The sequence below is a fragment of the Oceanisphaera submarina genome (assembly GCF_046521305.1).
In the GTDB taxonomy this organism is placed as follows: Bacteria; Pseudomonadota; Gammaproteobacteria; order Enterobacterales; family Aeromonadaceae; genus Oceanimonas; species Oceanimonas submarina.
Window position 1 is genome coordinate 32870 of sequence record NZ_JBKGFN010000013.1, and the last position, 17455, is coordinate 50324.

Genomic DNA, 17455 nt, shown 5'->3' on the forward strand with positions numbered 1-17455 from the left:
TAAATTCAAGCCTTAACGGCTGGAGCGCCATATCCGATCGGCGCCGCATCATTGCCATCCCTGACCTACCCGGCTTTACCGGATAAAATGAGGGCGGGATAATACCGTTCCTCTGTCGTAAAATAACAGAATGCGAGCTCGGTTTTTTGACCTGGGTCGATTAATGGCCACTTACCTGCAAAGTGGCGTCCAGCCCCGGAGGTATCATGAGCACTTTCACCACCACCCTGCACAGAGGTAGCGACTACCTCGGCGTCTGGCCGAAAGAACGGCAGTTGGCGGCGCTGTTTCCGGAACATAGAGTGATGTCGGCGACCCGCCTGGGGATAAAAGCCATGCCGGCGCTGATAACCCTGAGCCTGCTGGTGCAGTTTCAGTTGGGCGATCCCCTGTACTGGCCCGGCGTGGTTGCCTCTGTACTGTTTCTCGCCAGCCTGCCGGTGCAGGGATTGTACTGGCTGGGCAAGCGGGCCGATACCCGGCTGCCGCCGACCCTGGTGAACTGGTATCGACAGCTGTACGTAAAAATCGCCGCTGCCGGTGTGCCTATCAAGGAACCAGTAGCCCGGCCCCGTTATTTCGAGCTGGGAGAGGCTCTCAGTCTGGCCTTCAAGCAGCTGGACAAGTCATTTATCCGGGATCTTTAAGTTCATCGGTGGGTACCAGCCCGCTTGCAAAAAACGCAGGGATTGGCGAGTCTGAGCCATCCCTCATAACCCTTGGCTAAATGAATGAATTTCTTGTCCCAGGCCATTCCGGCCCAACCCGAGCCGGACTGGTCACAACTTCAGGCGTTACCCATTGCAGAAAGCGATGAACCGCTGATGCCGCTGGGATTGGTGACCTCGCCGTTGCGTGTTTATCCGGCCTATTTCCATCTGGGCGTGCCCGGGGCGCTAAGTGATTGTTACGTACGTCGCTCGGTATCGGCACAATTACACAAGGCGGCTCGCTTGCTGCCGGCCGGCATCGAGCTGGTGGTGCTGGATGGTTGGCGACCATTCACGGTGCAGCAATATCTGTTCAATACCCTGTCTGCGGCCATGCGGGAGCATCATGCCGACGACAGTGAGGCCGAACTGCTGGCGCGTATCCGCCATTTCGTGGCACCGCCCAGCGCCGATTCCGGGGCCCCCAGCCCTCATCTGACCGGCGGCTCCGTCGATGTGACCCTGTGCGACGGCGAGGGTAACTGGCTCGACATGGGCACCAAGTTTGACGATATCAGCCCCTGGTCTTACAGCGCCGCCTTCGAGGCCATCGGCAAGCCGTCCTCCAGAGAAGCCGACGTCATCGAGAACCGTCGTCTGCTGCATAGTGTGATGACACACGCCGGTTTTACCAATCTGGCCAGCGAGTGGTGGCATTTCGATTACGGCAATCAGTCCTGGGCCTGGCACAGTCAGGCGACAGAGGCAAAATTTGGCGCCACCTCACTGGTGCCGCTGGGGCAACGCTGGTTGCGTCAGGTCGCGAACTTTGTGCAATAAGCTCGACTATCGGGCATGTTGTGGTTCTTTATGAGTTTTAATTGCGTTGTGTATGGCCGTTTACGGCCATTATCGGTCACCGGCGTCACGACTTGTTTTGTTAATTTTTATTACAACCCCTCGTTATTCAGCACACCTATGTGTGACTTTCCTCTCACTTTTTGACATTTAATCTGTGTTTCCCCTCGGGCTGCTCTGCGTATTTTTAAATTAAAATGCGTTTTGGGAACAGAGCCTTGCAGCATGATCGTTATATTTTATTGTTTATTTACAATTGCTTATCTGTGTTTGAACGCATCTGAAACGATGGGGTATCTTGGTCTGGATGAAATGTTATTCAAATGTTGCGCAATAATCCATCCATAGATAAGAAATTCTAATGAGTTAGTCCTGCTTGTGCTGATGAACATTGCGGAGTATTTTTCTACGCACTAACGATTTAGCATCGCTTAATCGTTAATCAATGCCTCTTTGAGGGAATGTTCTGCTATTGCAGCACGATTTAATCAGAACAAAGGACGTTATATGAGTGACCTGGTTAATGGCATAAACAGTTATATATGGAGCTTACCGCTGATCTATCTGTGTCTGGGGGGAGGCTTGTACTTCTCGCTGCGTACCCGCTTTTTGCAGATCCGACATATCAAGGAAATGGTACGGCTGATGTTCAAGGGTGAAGACTCACCTGCAGGCATCACTTCTTTCCAGGCCCTGACGCTGTCGCTGTCTGGTCGCGTGGGTACCGGCAACATCGCCGGTGTGGCCACCGCCATCACCTTCGGTGGTCCCGGCGCCGTCTTCTGGATGTGGGTCGTGGCCTTTCTGGGGGCCGGCACCGCCTTTGTGGAATCGACCCTGGCGCAGATCTACAAGGAAAAAGACGATAAGGGTTTCTATCGCGGCGGTCCGGCCTACTACATAGAGAAAGGCCTGGGCATGAAGTGGTATGCTTGGATTTTCGCCATCTCCACCATTATCGGCTGTGGTCTGCTGCTGCCGGGTGTTCAGGCTAACAGCATCGCCTCCGGTATCGAGAATGCCTTCGGTATTTCCACCTCTGTATCTGCCGCCGTCGTGGTGGTACTGCTGGGGTTGATCATCTTCGGTGGCGTCAAGCGTATTGCCCACTTCACCCAGATAGTGGTGCCCTTCATGGCGCTGGGCTACATACTGGTGGCCTTCGTTATTATCGTGATGCACATCGATATGCTGCCTGACGTGGTCGGCCTTATCGTCGGCAGTGCCTTCGGCATGAAAGCGGGTTTTGGCGCCATTCTGGGCCTGGCCATCGAATGGGGCGTGAAGCGCGGTATCTACTCCAACGAAGCCGGTCAGGGGACGGGGCCGCATCCTGCGGCGGCGGCCGAGGTGTCTCATCCGGCCAAGCAAGGGTTGGTACAGGGCTTCTCCGTTTATGTGGACACCTTGTTTGTCTGCACAGCAACCGCCTTCATGATCATCATCACCGGTGCCTATAACGTCATGGGCAAGGCGGGCGAGGTCATCGTCGAGCAGCTGCCCGGCGTAGAGGCGGGCCCGGGGTATACCCAGGCGGCGGTCGAGTCGGTCATGCCCGGTTTCGGTGGTACCTTCGTGGCGGTGGCGCTGTTCTTCTTCGCCTTCACCACCATACTGGCCTACTACTATATTGCCGAAACCAACGTGGCCTACATCAACCGTCAGGTACATCGTCCCTGGTTGACCTTTGTGCTTAAAATAGCCCTGATGGCTTCTGTGGTATACGGTGCGGTCAAGACTGCCGAGCTGGCCTGGGGCCTGGGTGACATCGGTGTGGGCATGATGGCCTGGCTGAACATCGTCGCCATCCTGCTGCTGCAGAAGCCGGCGCTGATCGCCCTGAAAGACTACGAGGCACAGAAAGCCCAGGGGCTGGATCCGACTTTCGATCCGGTGAAGCTGGGTATCAAGAACGCCGATATCTGGGTCAAGGACAAGAAAGCCAGAACCGGTACCATTGCCGATGAGGTATTGATCGACGCCGAGGCAGAGCGCGGTTAACACAACAGAAACGGCATTGCTGCAAAGGCCGGGCTTATCGCCCGGCCTTTTTATTCTGGTCCCCGTGGCCTGGTTTGACTGGCTCCATTTTGAGAGTCTGGTTGCACCTATACTCGGTAATCGATAACGTTTTGATAACGGCGACAACATCTGTCGATTCACCTGTTAAGGAGATACCTGATGGACAGTTCACATCCTTTGTGGCAAACCGGCTGGTACTGCGATGGCCAGTGGCGTAATGGCGTCGGCCAGTATGAGGTTTACAACCCCGCCAGCGGCGAACTGCTGGCAAAGGTGGCGAAGTGTGGCAGTGAGGAGACCGACGCCGCCATTACCGCCGCAGAACGGGCCTTCGAAGGCTGGCGTCACACCACGGCCAAGGAGCGAGGGGCGGTATTGCGCCGCTGGTTTGAACTGATGATGAAGCATCAGGATGAACTGGCCACGCTGATGGTACTGGAGCAGGGCAAGCCCCTGGCCGAGGCAAAGGGCGAGGTGGCCTACGCCGCCAGCTTTCTCGAATGGTTTGCCGAGGAGGCCAAGCGCGCCTATGGCGAGACCATTCCCAGCCCCAAGGCCGAAAATCGCCTCTGGGTAATAAAGCAGCCGGTGGGGGTGGTGGCGGCCATTACGCCCTGGAACTTCCCCATCGCCATGCTGACCCGCAAGCTGGGGCCGGCCATCGCCGCCGGTTGTACCGCCGTGGTCAAGGCGTCGAGCGAAACCCCGCTGTGCGCCAATGCGCTAGCGGTGTTGGCCGAGCGGGCGGGTATGCCTCCGGGGGTGCTCAACCTGGTGTCCGGTGATTCCGGAGCCATCGGTGATGCGCTGATGAGCAGTTCCGTGGTACGCAAGCTGTCCTTTACCGGCTCGACCAGGATAGGCAAACAGCTGATGAAGCAGGCCGCCGGCACGGTGAAGAAGCTGTCGCTGGAGCTGGGTGGCAATGCGCCCTTTATCGTGTTCGACGATGCGGACCTTGACGCCGCCGTGGCCGGAGCCATGGCCTCCAAGTTTCGCAACACAGGCCAGACTTGTGTCTGCGTCAATCGCTTCTTCGTGCAGGACGGTATCTATGACGCCTTCGTGCAGAAGCTGGCCGATGCCGCCGGCGCCATGACGGTGGCTGACGGCCTGACATCCGGCGCCCAGCAGGGGCCACTGATCAATCAGGCCGCGCTGAAAAAGGTGGAACAACACGTCAGCGATGCCCTCGCAAGAGGGGGGCGTCTTGTCTGTGGCGGCCAGCCGCATGCGCTGGGCGGCACCTTCTATCAGCCGACCGTGATTGCCGACGCCAGCGAAGACATGCTGCTGGCCGAGGAAGAAACTTTCGGGCCGGTGGCCGCCTGTTTCCGCTTTCACGACGAGGCCGAGGTTATCCGCCGGGCCAATGACACCCCCTTCGGTCTGGCGGCCTATTTCTATACCCGGGATCTGAACCGGGTATTCCGGGTGTCGGAGGCGTTGGAATCGGGCATGGTGGGGGTGAACGAAGGCATTATTTCCAACGAGGTGGCGCCCTTCGGCGGGGTCAAGGAGTCCGGATTGGGCCGCGAAGGATCCCATATAGGACTGGACGAGTTTCTCGAAACCAAGTACGTCAACCTGGGGAACCTGACCGGCTGACCGCCGGCTTTCGGGCACAAAAAAGGGCGCGGAGTTCCGCGCCCTTGTCGTTTTTGTCGCCAGGCCGTTATTGACTCAGCAGGGCTTCCATCGCCGCTTCGGCCTGCTCGCCACTCAGGGGGGCGGGGGCGGCCTTGGCCGTGACTTTGGCACGAGGCTCGGCGGTGGCTGCCGGCGGTATGGTTGCCGTTTTGTTCTCGGTTTCCAGCGTCTTTATCCTGGCCTGGGCCGCCTTCAGCTGTGCCTGAGCGTCCAGCAACTCACTTTGTGCCGGCTGACTGTCACTTTCTGTGACGGCAGGAGTCATGTTCGTGACTGCCGAGAGAGGAGATGCTGCGGCCTGGGCGGCAGGCGTTAACGAGAGCGCCGGAGCGGTATTATCCTGGCTCAACCAGTCTTGCATGGCCTGTGGCCACACGGCGGCCTTGCCGGTGTGAGACTCGGTAAACACCTTGGTCTGCTCGCCGTTATTGAGCAGCGCCGCCATCTGGTTGGTCTGAGAGTTCCACACCAGGCTGGCGCGCTCCGGCCCTTGCAGCGGATCATAGCGAGAAGCCAGATAAAACAGCGGACCTTCCTGTTGCAGTTCGCTGGCGGTACGCAGCAGTTTGACCGTGGTGTCGTAGTTGGGGCCGAGCAGACCGGTCATTCGGGTTTTGATCAGGGGTTGCTCCAACAGGTTGCTGTTGTTGGGATCCAGTCCCACCATGGGCTTGAGCAGAGCCCACATCAACTGGCCCTGGCCCATGGCCAGCAGGGGGGCGACACAACCGCTCAGCAGCAGGGTGAGTGCGGCCACTTTCAAGAAGGGTAAGAGACGCATCTGAGAATCCATTTTAGATAATAAAAACAATGATTTACCTAAACGAGTCCAGACCCGGGTCTGGCGACAAGATAAGGTGCGCGCACGGTATCACACATTGGTGAAAAAACAGCCGGGTAAGCGAAAATAATTCGGCTGTCGGGGCCCGGTTTTTGGCTGAAATACCGGGACTCATCTTGGCATAAGCTCCGGTTTAAATGATGTTTTTATCTCCGGGAGGGCTGTGAACCCGGCTCGGGTATGACCCAGACGGCAGGCATGATCTCGGCGTCATTTTCTGGCACTCTTGCCTTTTTTCATGGGGACAAGCGATGAGAGCAGTAGTCAAAGCGGCACTGTTGATGTTGAGCCTGATGCTGGCCGGCTGCACCGACTCGACGCAGGGAGAGATCCACCTGCTGAGCGGTGCCAGCCCCGCCGAGCTGGCGCGTAGCCATCTGGCCGGTGCCGTACTGGAACGGAAGGGGGTTACCGTTATCGTAGAAGAAGCCCGACTGGGGCAAGTCTGGCAGCGGCTCTGGGCCGGCAAGGGCGATGCCAGCCTGTCGGTGTGGTTGCCCGAAGCATCGGCGCCTTTTGTGGAACGCTTTTTCGAACGGCTGGAGGATCTGGGGCCCAGAGACGGCATTCTGGCGAGTGAAGCCGGGCTCTGGCCGGCCAATGACAGGCCACATGTCCTGGTGCGGCGCAGCCTGGAACAGGATGCACCGGAGGCCTTCGCGATACTGGTGGCGCTGCGCTGGCAACCGGAGGATCTCGAACAGATCATTGCCAACTGGCAGCAAAGCGGGAACTGGCAACAGGCGGCCAGCACCTGGCTGGCGGCGCAGCCCGTCGAGCCGACCCCTGAACCGTAGACCTGAATTCGCGCCCGAAGTCTGAAAGATGAGGGAGGACAGCCTTTTACCCGGCCCTTATAATGTAGCCATATTTCGTAACAGGGACAGATCAGAATGACGACGCTTGGAACTCCTCTTTCGGCGACGGCGACCCGCGTATTGATGTGCGGTGGCGGCGAACTGGGTAAAGAAGTGGTAATTGAACTGCAGCGCCTGGGCGTGGAGGTGATAGTGGTGGATCGCTACGCCAATTCACCGGCCATGCAGGTGGCTCACCGCTCGCATGTCATCTCCATGCTGGACGGGGCCGCCCTGAGGGCCGTGATTGAACAGGAGCAGCCGCACCTGATCGTGCCCGAAATTGAAGCCATTGCTACCGATACCCTGGCCGAACTGGAGCAGGAAGGCTTTACCGTTATTCCAACCGCCCGCGCTACCCAGCTGACCATGAACCGGGAAGGCATTCGCCGGCTGGCCGGTGAAGAGCTGGGCCTGAAGACCTCTCCCTACCGTTTTGCCGGCAGCCTGGTCGAGTTCAGGGCGGCGGTGGCCGAGATTGGTCTGCCCTGTGTGGTGAAGCCGATCATGAGTTCATCCGGCAAGGGCCAGAGTACCCTGCGCCATGAAGACGAGCTGGATGCCGCCTGGCATTACGCCCAGGAAGGCGGCCGGGCCGGTGCTGGCCGGGTGATAGTCGAAGGTTTCGTCGACTTCGATTATGAAATTACCCTGCTGACCGTGCGCCACGCCAACGGTACCAGCTTCTGTGATCCCATCGGTCACCATCAGGAAGACGGTGACTACCGCACCTCCTGGCAGCCCCAGACCATGAGCAAGGCGGCGCTGGAGTCGGCTCGACAGGTGGCCGAGCAGGTGACCGGTGCCTTGGGCGGTTACGGCGTGTTCGGCGTCGAGCTGTTTATTCGCGGTGATGAAGTACTGTTCAGCGAAGTGTCGCCCCGGCCGCACGACACCGGCCTGGTGACCCTTATTTCGCAAAACCTGTCCGAGTTTGCCCTGCATGCCCGCGCCATTCTGGGCCTGCCCATTCCGCTGATCCGCCAGTACGGTCCCGCCGCCTCGGCGGTGATCCTGCCCGAAGGCCTGTCCTGCCAGACCCGCTTCGGTGGTTTGAACCAGGCGCTGGCCGAGCCGGACACCGAGCTGCGTCTGTTCGGCAAGCCCGACATTAACGGTCGCCGCCGCATGGGCGTCGCCCTGGCGTTGGCCGATAACATAGAAGCGGCCAAAACCAGGGCCAGCCAGTGTGCCGCCAAGGTGACGGTCGAGTTTTAAGTCTCACCCTTCAAGGCGCTCCCTCTCCGTGGGCGCCTTACTTCAGAAAATCGACTTCGCTTTCTGCTATGCCGACCATATTCTTCCCCTTAAAAGGGCAGACCCTGGCTATCTAGATCCAACAGATTTCGAAACATATGAAAGGTTGATGGACTACGCTGCGTATCACGCACAGCAAAAAAGGCGCTACCCCATGCAGGTTAGCGCCTTTTTAATTCAATGCTTTAACTGGTAGCTATCAGTTCATGCCATATCTACATTTTGCTGTTTTCACAGGATTTCAGTTCATCTTTTGTAATGCCACTAAATCCATATTGTTCAATAGTTTAGAACCCTATCTTATCCCGCATCATTCCATGCTATTTTAGGGGGTATTAAGCAAAGTGTGGGTTAAGAAATGACGTTAACTGACTCAAAATTAAACCAATGCTGAAAGGCCATGATGACAAGCAGCCCCGAAAGGTGGCCGATCGTGATGGCTCAGGTGCGCAACACTCCAGCGAGTAAATCATGCTGGGCGATTTCCCCAAGGCCGTGGAGCTGGCGATGATCGACAGCATGGCCTCTTACCTGCATCTGTCGATGCAATAGCTCTCTGACCCGGACGTCGCCAAAGGCTTTCACCCAGTTGGTACTGGGCATGCGACTCAAGGGGCTGCAGGGAATGCAGGTTCAATCTCAGGGATAAGGGCTGGGGCAGGGAGGTTGTCTCTCTGCTATTCAATTTAGCCATTACCTTTGCAGAGTACTCATTGGGTGTACCTGTGTTCTCTTCGTAACCAGTCGTGTTTCATCATCAGGCACCATAAACACAAAATGGTACCTGATGAATTTAATGGTCTCAGGTAAGCTTTCCCTAGTGCATGATATCGGGTAGCCAGAGAGCGATAGACGGGAATCCAGTCAACAGGGCTATCCCCATCAGCAATATGAGCCAATAAGGCAATGATGCTTTGGCTGCCTCTGCGACGTTAACCTCATTTTTGGTAATGGAGCTGAGTACGAACAAGTTTAGCCCCACGGGAGGAGTAATCATCCCGACTTCCATCAGTAGAGTGACGATGACCCCGAACCATACCGGATCAAATCCCAGGCTGGTGACCATGGGAAAGGTAATGGGGAGAGTCATCAGCAGTAATGAGATACCGTCGAAGAAGCAGCCTAGCAGCAGATAGACGAGCACTACCATCACTAGCACCCCATAGCGATTGAAGCCCAGATCAGTGATCATTTCGACTGCCGCTCGGGGAAGGCCCAGCAAGCTGACGGCCTGAGCCAGAACGACGGTACCGACCAATATGAATGCAATTGCGCTGAACATGATGGAGGCGCGGGTAAATGCTTCCCACAGTTTGGGTAGGGTCAAATCCCCCCAGCTGAAACCGAGGACAATCGCCACGGTCACGCCTAGTGCCGCAGCTTCCGTTGGTGTGGCGATACCCATATAGATGGTACCGAGCACAAAGAAAATTAATATCGGCAAAGGCCAAATCTGCAGCAAGCCTTGTCGGACCTCTTTCCAGCAAAAAGGCTCGTCGGTAACGGGAGTCACCAGGTTACCGAACCGTGAGCGGAAGAAAATCCATGCGGAAAAGCCGGCAGCTATCATGGCACCGGGGATCAGGCCAGCCATAAACAGTTTCCCGATGGAAACGTTCTGAGTAGCACCATAGATAAGTAGGGCCAGACTGGGGGGAATTAACAGGCCTAACGTTCCCCCTGCAGCCAGGGAGCCGACCACCATGCCGGGGGAATAGCCGCGCCGTTTCAGTTCGGGATAACTGACAGAGCCAATGGCGGCAGCGGTCGAGGTGCTGGAACCACTGACGGCACCGAAGAGGGTACAGACGGCGATATTGGTGTGTAACAGCTGGCCGGGAATGCGGCGGAACAAAGGGGTTAATCCGTTGTAAACCCGAGTGGATACGCCGCTTGCCAAAAGGATGTCGCCAAGGATGATAAACAGTGGCACGGCACTTAGGGTAAATTCGGTGAGAAGATTCCATGCGGAGTTAATGGCAAGTGAAGAAGCACCGTTGGCTTGAAAATGTAGCAGGATAAAGCCAGTCAGACCGAGTGCAGCCCCCAGCAGTGCGCCTGAGCCAAGAAGGATGGCCAAGCTTGACCCTAGTATTATCCAGCTCATAACGAGATCTCCTCGGTATTTTCAGCAAGTTGATTAAAAAAGACTTTTTTTATTTCCACCAAGATGCACAGAGCCATTGAAAAGGGCATTAGTGCCATCCAGGGCCATAAAAGGATTTCGCTGATATCGGAACGAGACTGGATAGCTCTCGAAAACTCCATGAACTGCCAGGCCTGATAGGAAAACACCACCGCAAATGCCATAAAAATAGAGGCGGTTATGATGGTGAATATGACCTGAAGATGGGCTGGTAGTCGGTTGGTTAACAGATTAAGGCTGATGTGCCCCGATGTATTCAGGACATACGGTAGCGTATTGAAGGCCATTGAAAGGAAAAGAAGTCCTGCCAACTCGTCTGAAAAAGATAATGGCTGATTGGCAAGGTAGCGCGACAGGGTACTTATTAAGATCAGCAAGGTCATGGTGATCCCGGATAATACACCAATAAAAAATAGTGCTTTTACTATTCCATCAAGGGTACGGGACAGGATTGACTTCATGAAGGCTCCACAATTTGGATATCTGGGGCATAAATGACACTAAGCATTGACGATGTGGCGGTGTAGATATCGCCCTCATCATTTGCTGTATGGCTAAATCATGCGCTGAGGCGACTACCAGCCCCGGAGGTAACTTCGGGGCTGGTATGGAGATTATTTGGTTAGTAAGGAGACGGTCTGATAGTAATTCAGGCCTTCTTCCCCCGACTTTTCCGCCATTTCCTGCCAGGCCTGATCGGCCGCTTGGACGAAGGTTTGGACATCATCGGCACTAAACGCTGGTAGTACCTTGATACCCATGGCCACGCGCTCTTCACGTGCTGTAGTCTCCCGCTGCTCATCTACGGAAAGCGACTGAGTTTGATTCCATACTTCGTTACCGGCAGCTATCAAGGCGTCCTGTTGCTGCTTGTCGAGTGTTTCCCAGATTTTGTTGCTAATGCCGAACATCCAGGGTGAAGCAGCCCATGGGTGCAGGTAGGCTTCATACTCGGTCACTTCTTGCAGAGAAACGGTCTTGGCAACGGTTGAAAGATAGTAAGCGCAGTCGACCACTCCGGTTTGGAGGGCAAGGTACATGTCATTTTGTGGAATGACCTGTGCTGATACATTGAGTTTTTTGAAGGTATCTACAAGGTGACCTGACCATACCCGTACTTTTTTTCCTTGCAATCCTTCCAGGGTATTGATTGGCTCTTTGCAGTGAAGGCCGACATCAAAGATGGGGGCGACAACGCCGCCAACCGTTTTAATCCCCCAATTTGCATAGGCCTTTTGATAGATGCTGTGGAGGGTGGGTAGTACTTCCAGATGTTGGCTGCTTTCGGTAATGGCACCTTGGGCATAAACGGAGGCAAGTGCCGGAGCGTCACGTTTATAATATTCACCGTACATTAGTGCCATATCAATCATTCCTGCCTGCAGGATACGTAGCATATCGGCTTCTTTCAGGCCCAGTGAGCCTGCATGATAAACATCGACCTTGAGAGTACCGGACGATTTCTCTTTAACCAGCTCAGCGAAATGCTCAATATGTTCCGCTTCCGGACGGGATTGGGCCAGGCCGCTATGAAACTTTAATGTTTTGGTTGCGTCAGCATGGGCGCTTGCCATAAATCCGAGGCCGCAGGCAGCAACTGCGGTGGCAATGACCGATATTTTCACGGTTCTCTTCATATCTTATCCTTAAGATTAGGGGCTTTATTTATCCATGTTGTATTGGCTATACGATGATATGGCTGACTTAGTGATATGAAATGTCTGAAAGCGACTCATTTATGTCGCTATTGGTTTGATAAAGGAGGTGGTAGTAAATATATTTCCCGAAAAAGTTTGGAGGTTATCTCAGTTATCCCGTAAATGAGCTGGAGCAACTGACACTGCCCTGGCCAAGCAGATCAGCAAGCGGATAATGAAGGTGGTCAGGTAGGGGATATCGGTGGAGATAGCGGAAAGCAAGGCGTACCGGGAAACGTTGTCACGGTTTTAGGTCTGGATACCAAGGAAGCCCTTCATGATGCTTTCTCATGGGGGTACCTTGCAAGGTGTGGGGTCAAAACGAGAAAAGGCGTTAACCCATTCAGGTTAATGCCTTTTAATTCAATGCTTTAACTGATAGTTATCAGTTCATGCCATATTTCTTGAGCTTCTTGCGCAGGGTGCCGCGGTTGATGCCCATCATGTTGGCGGCGCGGGTCTGGTTACCGCGGGTGTACTGCATGATCACGTCCAGCATCGGTGCTTCGACTTCGGCGAGGACCAACTCATACAACTCGGTTACTTCCTGACCGTTGAGCTGGGACAGGTAATTGCGCAGGGCCTGATCGACCGAGTTGCGCAGCGGGCGCTGAGTGGGCTGCTCGGAAGTCGGAGATTTAGTGGTAGTAACCAGTGCATCAGAAGTCGTAGTTTGTTCGAACATATTCAGTCGGCTCTTCTTTTGTTCGTTAAGCTATATTCGCGAAATACTGCTCCAACGAGTCGAGCTGGTGCCCGGCTTCGTCGAGAGCGTTGAAATCACTGCGAAAGTCACGGCCCGCATCACTACCTTGCAGATACCACCCCACATGTTTCCGGGCAATCCTTACGCCCATTACCTCACCGTAAAACGCGTGCAGTGCGGCAACATGTTCCCGGATCATCGCCCGCTCCTGGTCCTTGGGAAGCGGTGCGGGAGTAGTACCCTGTTCAAGATAGTGGCGGATTTCTCTAAAAATCCACGGCCGTCCCTGTGCAGCCCGGCCAATCATAATGGCATCGGCGCCGGTATAATCCAGTACAAAACGCGCCTTTGTCGGGCTGTCGATATCCCCGTTGGCTATCACGGGAATAGAGACGGCGTGTTTTACTGCTCTGATGGTGTCGTATTCCGCCTCACCCCTGTACATGCAGGCCCGCGTGCGACCATGCACGGCCAGGGCCCGGATACCGCAGTCTTCGGCGATACGCGCAATGTGCACGCCGTTACGGTTGTCCGGATCCCAGCCGGTACGAATTTTCAGGGTGACCGGAACCGTTACTGCATTCACCACGGCGCTGACAATCTCTTGTACCAGCTCCGGGAATTGCAGCAGGGCAGACCCCGCCATCTTCTTGTTTACCTTCTTTGCCGGACAGCCCATGTTGATGTCGATAATCTGCGCGCCCTGGTCCACATTGAACCGGGCCGCCTCGGCCATCAACGCCGGATCTGCCCCTGCAATCTGGACGGATCGGATACCCGTTTCCCCTTCATGATCCATACGCCGAAGAGACTTCTCGGACTGCCACACCCTGGGGTTTGACGACATCATTTCCGATACCGCCATTCCGGCTCCCATGCGCAGGCACAGGGTACGAAAGGGCCTGTCGGTTACTCCGGCCATCGGTGCCACCAACAGGGGGCTAGACAATTTGTAAGGACCAATTTCCATGAGAATACGGCTATCTCGGCTCAGGGTCGCGTATCTTACGCATTTTTTAAGGGGCTGAAAAGGTCACAAATTGAGCGGCGCGTAATTTTTTATAAGTCAAGACGTCGGTGCATTTTTTATGCAGTTTCAGGGCGATTTGGCGGGCTTTCTGGCGTTGTTTGCGCCGGCCGGCTCTGGTATGGAGCTCGTTCAATTCGTGAGTTCCGCCGGTTTTGCCCTGGTATCGGCCAATAGTCCCCATTTGGTACTATTTCGTATTGCGGGTCTGCGGCGCCGTCTTTTTGTCCGACGTTTGCACGGCAATGAAAAAGGCTCCGGCAGGAGCCTCTCCGATGAGCGCCTTGTCTATGAGCCTTTACTGCTTATCGCTTGATACCGCTGAGTCGGGCCCAGTCTTCGCGCAGCTCGGGGCTGTCCATGTCGAACCACTGCTCGTAGACCTGATTCAGGCCGTCGGCCTGGCTCTCGAGGATACCGGACAGCGCGAGCTTGCCGCCGGGCCTGACCAGGTTGCTGATCAGCGGTGACAGCTCCTTGAGCGGGCCGGCCAGTATGTTGGCGACCACCACGTCGGCCTTGAGGCCGTCGGGCTGATCCTGGGGCAGATAGACGCTCAACCGGTCGGCCACGCCGTTGCGCTCGGCGTTGTCGCGGCTGGCCTGCAGTGCCTGGGGATCGATGTCGATGCCGATCACCTCCTTGGCGCCCAGCTTGAGGGCCGCCAGCGCCAGAATGCCGGAGCCACAGCCGAAGTCGATCACGGTTTTATCGTTCAGATCCTGGCCGTCGAGCCATTCCAGACACAGGGCCGTGGTGGGGTGGGTGCCGGTGCCGAAGGCCAGCCCCGGATCCAGCATCACGTTGACCGCCGTGGGATCCGGCACATCGCGCCAGCTGGGACAAATCCACAGTCGCTGGCCGAAACGCATGGGGTGGAAGCTGTCCATCCACTCTCGTACCCAGTCCTTGTCTTCCAGCTGTTCGACCTTGTAGGTCAGATCCTTGCGATAGTATTTTTTCAGGAACTCGATGATGGGAGACGGATCGGTTTCGGCATCAAACATGCCTACGACCACGGTGTCGTCCCACAGCAGGGTTTCGCCGGGCAGGGGTTCGAATACCGGTTTGTCTTCGGCGTCCATATAGGTCACCGCCTGAGCACCGCGTCCCAGCAACATGTTGCTGACCTTGTCGGCGGTTTTTTCGGTGGCGTTAATGCGAATTTGTATCCAGGGCATGGCGAGGCTTCATCAAACGGTAAAGTGGGGATTCTAACATTGCAGCGCTCCGGTGTCCTGTTGGCGGGCTGCAGGAAAGGTGAGCAGCAGGAAGTCGGACAACGGACACTGCTTTGCCGACACGCCGTAACCTCCTCCCTGGGGGCTCAGCCGCGCCACCCCTGGCGCGGCTGAGCAGATCCCTTTGTCCTTATCTGGCAGCAGAGTAGTCTGTTGCCTCAGGAGCACCGACCAACGTCTGTATCCGTAGCTTGAAGTTAATCGCGACCAAACAGTTGGCGTACCTCGGTGGTGGGCGGCGCGGTCGAGAGCGATCCGAACACATAGGCCAGGCCCGACAGGGCCAGGCTGGGCACTATGGCATGCAGTCCCAGCGGTTTGATGCCGAGGGTAGTTAGCAAGCCGTAGCAGACGGCACCGGTGACCATGGACGCCAGCGCCCCGGTAGCGTTGCCGCGCCACCAGTACAGTCCCAGCACCAGCGGCCAGAAGAAGATGGCCTGCAGGGCGCCGAAGGCCAGAAGATTGAGCCAGATGATCATGTCCGGCGGGCTCAGCGCCGCCCACAGCACGACGAGGCCCAGCACCAGAGTCACCAGCCGGCTGGCGCGCTTGATGGCGGTGGGAGAGGGCGGGGTGCGACTCAGGTAGTTGAGGTACAGGTCTTTTACCAGGGTGGCAGAAGCCTGGATCAACTGGGAGTCGATGGTCGACATGATGGCGGCCATGGGCCCGGCCAGAAACAGCCCGGCCACGATGGGAGGCAACACGGTGAGCATCAGGGTGGGCATTACCTTGTCGGGCACGCTCAATTCGGGCAGCAGTACTCGACCCAGGGCACCGGCAAAGTGCATGCCGAACATCAGCAGGGCACCGATCAGGGTGCCGATGATAATGCCCTTGTGCATGGCGCCACTGTCTTTATAGGCCAGGCAGCGTATCGCAGAGTGGGGCAGGCCGATAACCCCGAAACAGACCAGTACCCAGAACGACAGCATGAAGCTGGTGCCGAGAAAGCCGTCCGGTCCGCGAGGTTCTACCAGGCCCGGATCGATCTCGGACAGGGCGCTGAACATGGCGCCGGCACCGCCACCGGCGTGCAGCACGCCAGCCAGCAGTACCAGGGTCCCCAGCAGCATCAGTACGCCCTGCACCGCATCGGTTATCACCACGGCGCGAAAGCCGCCAATCAGGGTGTAGAGCAGCACAGTGGTGGCAAAGATGACGAGGCCGCCCTGATAGGGCAGACCGGTCACGGTTTCCAGCAGCCGGGCGCCGCCGATAAACTGAACCACCATGGTGGCGACAAAGGCGGCGAGCAGGCCCAGTGCCGCCAGTATTACCACCAGCGGGCTGCGATAGCGGGCATAGAGCATGTCGTTGATGGTGAGCGCGTTGACCCGGCGGGCGATATGGGCGAATTGCTTGCCCAGCACCCCCAGGGTCAGCCATACGGTGGGCACCTGTATCATCGCCAGCAGCACCCAGCCCAGCCCCATGCGATAGGCGGCACCGGGGCCGCCGATAAAGGAAGAGGCCGAGGCATAGGTGGCCACCATGGTCATGGCCAGCACAAAGCCGCCCATGGAGCGGTTGCCGAGAAAATAGTCCTGTACGAAGCTGCCTTCCTGCGGGCGACGGCTCAGCCAGAAACCGAGCCCGAGCATGGCGCACAGGTAAATAACCAGCGGGATCAACAACTCAAGGTTCATGGCTGTTCTCCAGGCCGCTCTTTTTACCCGGCACGGGGCTGTCCAAAGCAACGGTTTTAAAGCAGTAACGCACCATCAGCATGCAGAGCACGACAAACAGCAAGGGATTGAACAGACAGCTCAGCACAAACCACAGCGGCCAGCCGGCCAGTATGATGCCGGGCGGCACCAGATAGGCGCTTAGCCACCAGCCAAGCATGTACAGCACCGCCAATATCACACTCAAGGCGGCTTCTCGACGGGCAATGGATACGATATTGGTCATCAGGAGTCCCCTTTGAAGGGGGCGAAGGATACCAGCGGGGGCCAACAGTAATCAATTCATGACTTGCGTCTGTGGCGGAAGGCTCGCCGCCTCCCGCCAGAAGGTACGGATCAGTCGTTAAAGCCGTCACCGGCGGCGGCCACAAACGCCAGTTCTACCAGGTAGCGCGGGTTGGCCAGCTCGGCCTTGACGCAGGCTCGACTGGGAGCGGTACCGGACTCGAACCAGGTGTCCCATACCGCATTGAAGGCGGGCAGGTTCGTGAAGTCGGTCAGGTAGATGGTGACCGACAGCAGGCGCGTCTTGTCGCTGCCTATCTTGGCCAGGGCCTGTTCGGCCTGAGCGAAGATTTGGGCAGTCTGGCCCTGAACGTCGGCATCGAGATCGGACTCGGGCACTTCGACGAAGTGGGCGATGCCGTTGAATACGGTAATGTCGGACCAGCGTTGGCAGGGATTGATACGATGGATTGTCATCTTGTCTCTCTTCAGGGGGCGTTGAGGCGATATTCTAACGGCAAAGGGCGGCGAGAGGAAAAAACAAAAACGGCGCCGAAGGCGCCGTTTTCAATCAGCAGTCGCGGTGT

General features: G+C 56.7%; 17 protein-coding genes. 7 read left to right on the forward strand and 10 right to left on the reverse strand.

Annotation, left to right across the window (positions count from 1 at the left end):
* Window positions 1-206 precede the first annotated feature (206 nt).
* The 4 genes from yfbV (at window position 207) to ACLEIV_RS12975 (ending at window position 5138) form a co-directional block, all read left to right on the forward strand.
* The gene (gene yfbV / locus ACLEIV_RS12960; protein WP_410457057.1) at window positions 207-647 is read left to right on the forward strand and encodes a terminus macrodomain insulation protein YfbV; all 441 of its coding nucleotides are present in this window, start codon (window positions 207-209) and stop codon (window positions 645-647) included.
* 84 nt (window positions 648-731) lie between these two features.
* Window positions 732-1490, forward strand: a complete 759-nt coding sequence (locus ACLEIV_RS12965) for a M15 family metallopeptidase (protein WP_410457058.1) — start codon at window positions 732-734, stop codon at window positions 1488-1490.
* A 525-nt stretch (window positions 1491-2015) separates the two neighbouring features.
* Window positions 2016-3509: an alanine/glycine:cation symporter family protein gene (locus ACLEIV_RS12970; protein ID WP_410457059.1), complete on the forward strand. Its 1494-nt coding sequence runs from the start codon at window positions 2016-2018 to the stop codon at window positions 3507-3509.
* A 180-nt stretch (window positions 3510-3689) separates the two neighbouring features.
* The gene (locus ACLEIV_RS12975) at window positions 3690-5138 is read left to right on the forward strand and encodes an NAD-dependent succinate-semialdehyde dehydrogenase (RefSeq protein ID WP_410457060.1); all 1449 of its coding nucleotides are present in this window, start codon (window positions 3690-3692) and stop codon (window positions 5136-5138) included.
* A gap of 67 nt (window positions 5139-5205) precedes the next feature.
* Here the strand turns inward: ACLEIV_RS12975 and ACLEIV_RS12980 are convergent, their stop codons facing one another.
* The gene (locus ACLEIV_RS12980) at window positions 5206-5961 is read right to left on the reverse strand and encodes a hypothetical protein (RefSeq protein ID WP_410457061.1); all 756 of its coding nucleotides are present in this window, start codon (window positions 5959-5961) and stop codon (window positions 5206-5208) included.
* 311 nt (window positions 5962-6272) lie between these two features.
* On the opposite strand from ACLEIV_RS12980, the gene ACLEIV_RS12985 reads away from it, so the two are divergent.
* Both ACLEIV_RS12985 and purT read left to right on the forward strand, forming a co-directional pair.
* On the forward strand, window positions 6273-6818 hold the full coding sequence (locus ACLEIV_RS12985) for a glycine betaine ABC transporter substrate-binding protein (protein ID WP_410457062.1): 546 nt from the start codon (window positions 6273-6275) through the stop codon (window positions 6816-6818).
* Window positions 6819-6914: 96 nt separating this feature from the next.
* A complete protein-coding gene (purT, locus tag ACLEIV_RS12990) occupies window positions 6915-8096 on the forward strand; it encodes a formate-dependent phosphoribosylglycinamide formyltransferase (protein WP_410457063.1) in 1182 nt (393 codons plus the stop codon).
* An 856-nt stretch (window positions 8097-8952) separates the two neighbouring features.
* Here purT and ACLEIV_RS12995 read toward each other — a convergent pair.
* The 5 genes from ACLEIV_RS12995 to dusB all read right to left on the reverse strand — a co-directional run bounded on the left by ACLEIV_RS12995 (window position 8953) and on the right by dusB (window position 13654).
* On the reverse strand, window positions 8953-10242 hold the full coding sequence (locus tag ACLEIV_RS12995) for a TRAP transporter large permease (RefSeq protein ID WP_410457064.1): 1290 nt from the start codon (window positions 10240-10242) through the stop codon (window positions 8953-8955).
* Complete coding sequence (locus ACLEIV_RS13000) at window positions 10239-10742, reverse strand: TRAP transporter small permease (RefSeq protein ID WP_410457065.1); 504 nt, start codon at window positions 10740-10742, stop codon at window positions 10239-10241. The genes ACLEIV_RS12995 and ACLEIV_RS13000 overlap by 4 nt, the downstream gene beginning before the upstream one ends.
* A gap of 153 nt (window positions 10743-10895) precedes the next feature.
* Window positions 10896-11918 (reverse strand): TRAP transporter substrate-binding protein, encoded by a 1023-nt coding sequence (locus ACLEIV_RS13005; protein ID WP_410457066.1) that lies wholly within the window; start codon window positions 11916-11918, stop codon window positions 10896-10898.
* A gap of 445 nt (window positions 11919-12363) precedes the next feature.
* A complete protein-coding gene (fis, locus tag ACLEIV_RS13010; protein ID WP_104486259.1) occupies window positions 12364-12663 on the reverse strand; it encodes a DNA-binding transcriptional regulator Fis in 300 nt (99 codons plus the stop codon).
* A gap of 25 nt (window positions 12664-12688) precedes the next feature.
* Window positions 12689-13654 (reverse strand): tRNA dihydrouridine synthase DusB, encoded by a 966-nt coding sequence (gene dusB, locus ACLEIV_RS13015; RefSeq protein ID WP_410457067.1) that lies wholly within the window; start codon window positions 13652-13654, stop codon window positions 12689-12691.
* Between the two features lie 118 nt (window positions 13655-13772).
* Between dusB and ACLEIV_RS13020 the strand changes: the two genes are divergently transcribed.
* Window positions 13773-14027, forward strand: a complete 255-nt coding sequence (locus ACLEIV_RS13020; RefSeq protein WP_410457068.1) for a hypothetical protein — start codon at window positions 13773-13775, stop codon at window positions 14025-14027.
* Here the strand turns inward: ACLEIV_RS13020 and prmA are convergent.
* The 4 genes from prmA to ACLEIV_RS13040 all read right to left on the reverse strand — a co-directional run bounded on the left by prmA (window position 14017) and on the right by ACLEIV_RS13040 (window position 17345).
* A complete protein-coding gene (prmA, locus tag ACLEIV_RS13025; RefSeq protein WP_410457069.1) occupies window positions 14017-14892 on the reverse strand; it encodes a 50S ribosomal protein L11 methyltransferase in 876 nt (291 codons plus the stop codon). The genes ACLEIV_RS13020 and prmA overlap by 11 nt on opposite strands.
* 257 nt (window positions 14893-15149) lie before the next feature.
* On the reverse strand, window positions 15150-16604 hold the full coding sequence (panF, locus tag ACLEIV_RS13030) for a sodium/pantothenate symporter (RefSeq protein WP_410457070.1): 1455 nt from the start codon (window positions 16602-16604) through the stop codon (window positions 15150-15152).
* Window positions 16594-16869 carry a YhdT family protein gene (locus ACLEIV_RS13035; RefSeq protein ID WP_410457071.1) on the reverse strand — a complete coding sequence of 92 codons (276 nt, stop codon included), beginning with the start codon at window positions 16867-16869 and terminating at the stop codon, window positions 16594-16596. The genes panF and ACLEIV_RS13035 overlap by 11 nt, the downstream gene beginning before the upstream one ends.
* Window positions 16870-16979: 110 nt before the next feature.
* Window positions 16980-17345: a RidA family protein gene (locus ACLEIV_RS13040; RefSeq protein ID WP_410457072.1), complete on the reverse strand. Its 366-nt coding sequence runs from the start codon at window positions 17343-17345 to the stop codon at window positions 16980-16982.
* Window positions 17346-17455 lie beyond the last annotated feature (110 nt).

Excerpts from the sequence above, each read along its gene's own strand:
- yfbV (WP_410457057.1), top strand. The coding sequence starts at position 207 with ATGAGCACTTTCACCACCACCCTGCACAGAGGTAGCGACTACCTCGGC.
- ACLEIV_RS12965 (WP_410457058.1), top strand. The coding sequence starts at position 732 with ATGAATTTCTTGTCCCAGGCCATTCCGGCCCAACCCGAGCCGGACTGG.
- ACLEIV_RS12970 (WP_410457059.1), top strand. The coding sequence starts at position 2,016 with ATGAGTGACCTGGTTAATGGCATAAACAGTTATATATGGAGCTTACCG.
- ACLEIV_RS12975 (WP_410457060.1), top strand. The coding sequence starts at position 3,690 with ATGGACAGTTCACATCCTTTGTGGCAAACCGGCTGGTACTGCGATGGC.
- ACLEIV_RS12980 (WP_410457061.1), bottom strand. The coding sequence starts at position 5,961 with ATGCGTCTCTTACCCTTCTTGAAAGTGGCCGCACTCACCCTGCTGCTG.
- ACLEIV_RS12985 (WP_410457062.1), top strand. The coding sequence starts at position 6,273 with ATGAGAGCAGTAGTCAAAGCGGCACTGTTGATGTTGAGCCTGATGCTG.
- purT (WP_410457063.1), top strand. The coding sequence starts at position 6,915 with ATGACGACGCTTGGAACTCCTCTTTCGGCGACGGCGACCCGCGTATTG.
- ACLEIV_RS12995 (WP_410457064.1), bottom strand. The coding sequence starts at position 10,242 with ATGAGCTGGATAATACTAGGGTCAAGCTTGGCCATCCTTCTTGGCTCA.
- ACLEIV_RS13000 (WP_410457065.1), bottom strand. The coding sequence starts at position 10,742 with ATGAAGTCAATCCTGTCCCGTACCCTTGATGGAATAGTAAAAGCACTA.
- ACLEIV_RS13005 (WP_410457066.1), bottom strand. The coding sequence starts at position 11,918 with ATGAAGAGAACCGTGAAAATATCGGTCATTGCCACCGCAGTTGCTGCC.
- fis (WP_104486259.1), bottom strand. The coding sequence starts at position 12,663 with ATGTTCGAACAAACTACGACTTCTGATGCACTGGTTACTACCACTAAA.
- dusB (WP_410457067.1), bottom strand. The coding sequence starts at position 13,654 with ATGGAAATTGGTCCTTACAAATTGTCTAGCCCCCTGTTGGTGGCACCG.
- ACLEIV_RS13020 (WP_410457068.1), top strand. The coding sequence starts at position 13,773 with ATGCAGTTTCAGGGCGATTTGGCGGGCTTTCTGGCGTTGTTTGCGCCG.
- prmA (WP_410457069.1), bottom strand. The coding sequence starts at position 14,892 with ATGCCCTGGATACAAATTCGCATTAACGCCACCGAAAAAACCGCCGAC.
- panF (WP_410457070.1), bottom strand. The coding sequence starts at position 16,604 with ATGAACCTTGAGTTGTTGATCCCGCTGGTTATTTACCTGTGCGCCATG.
- ACLEIV_RS13035 (WP_410457071.1), bottom strand. The coding sequence starts at position 16,869 with ATGACCAATATCGTATCCATTGCCCGTCGAGAAGCCGCCTTGAGTGTG.
- ACLEIV_RS13040 (WP_410457072.1), bottom strand. The coding sequence starts at position 17,345 with ATGACAATCCATCGTATCAATCCCTGCCAACGCTGGTCCGACATTACC.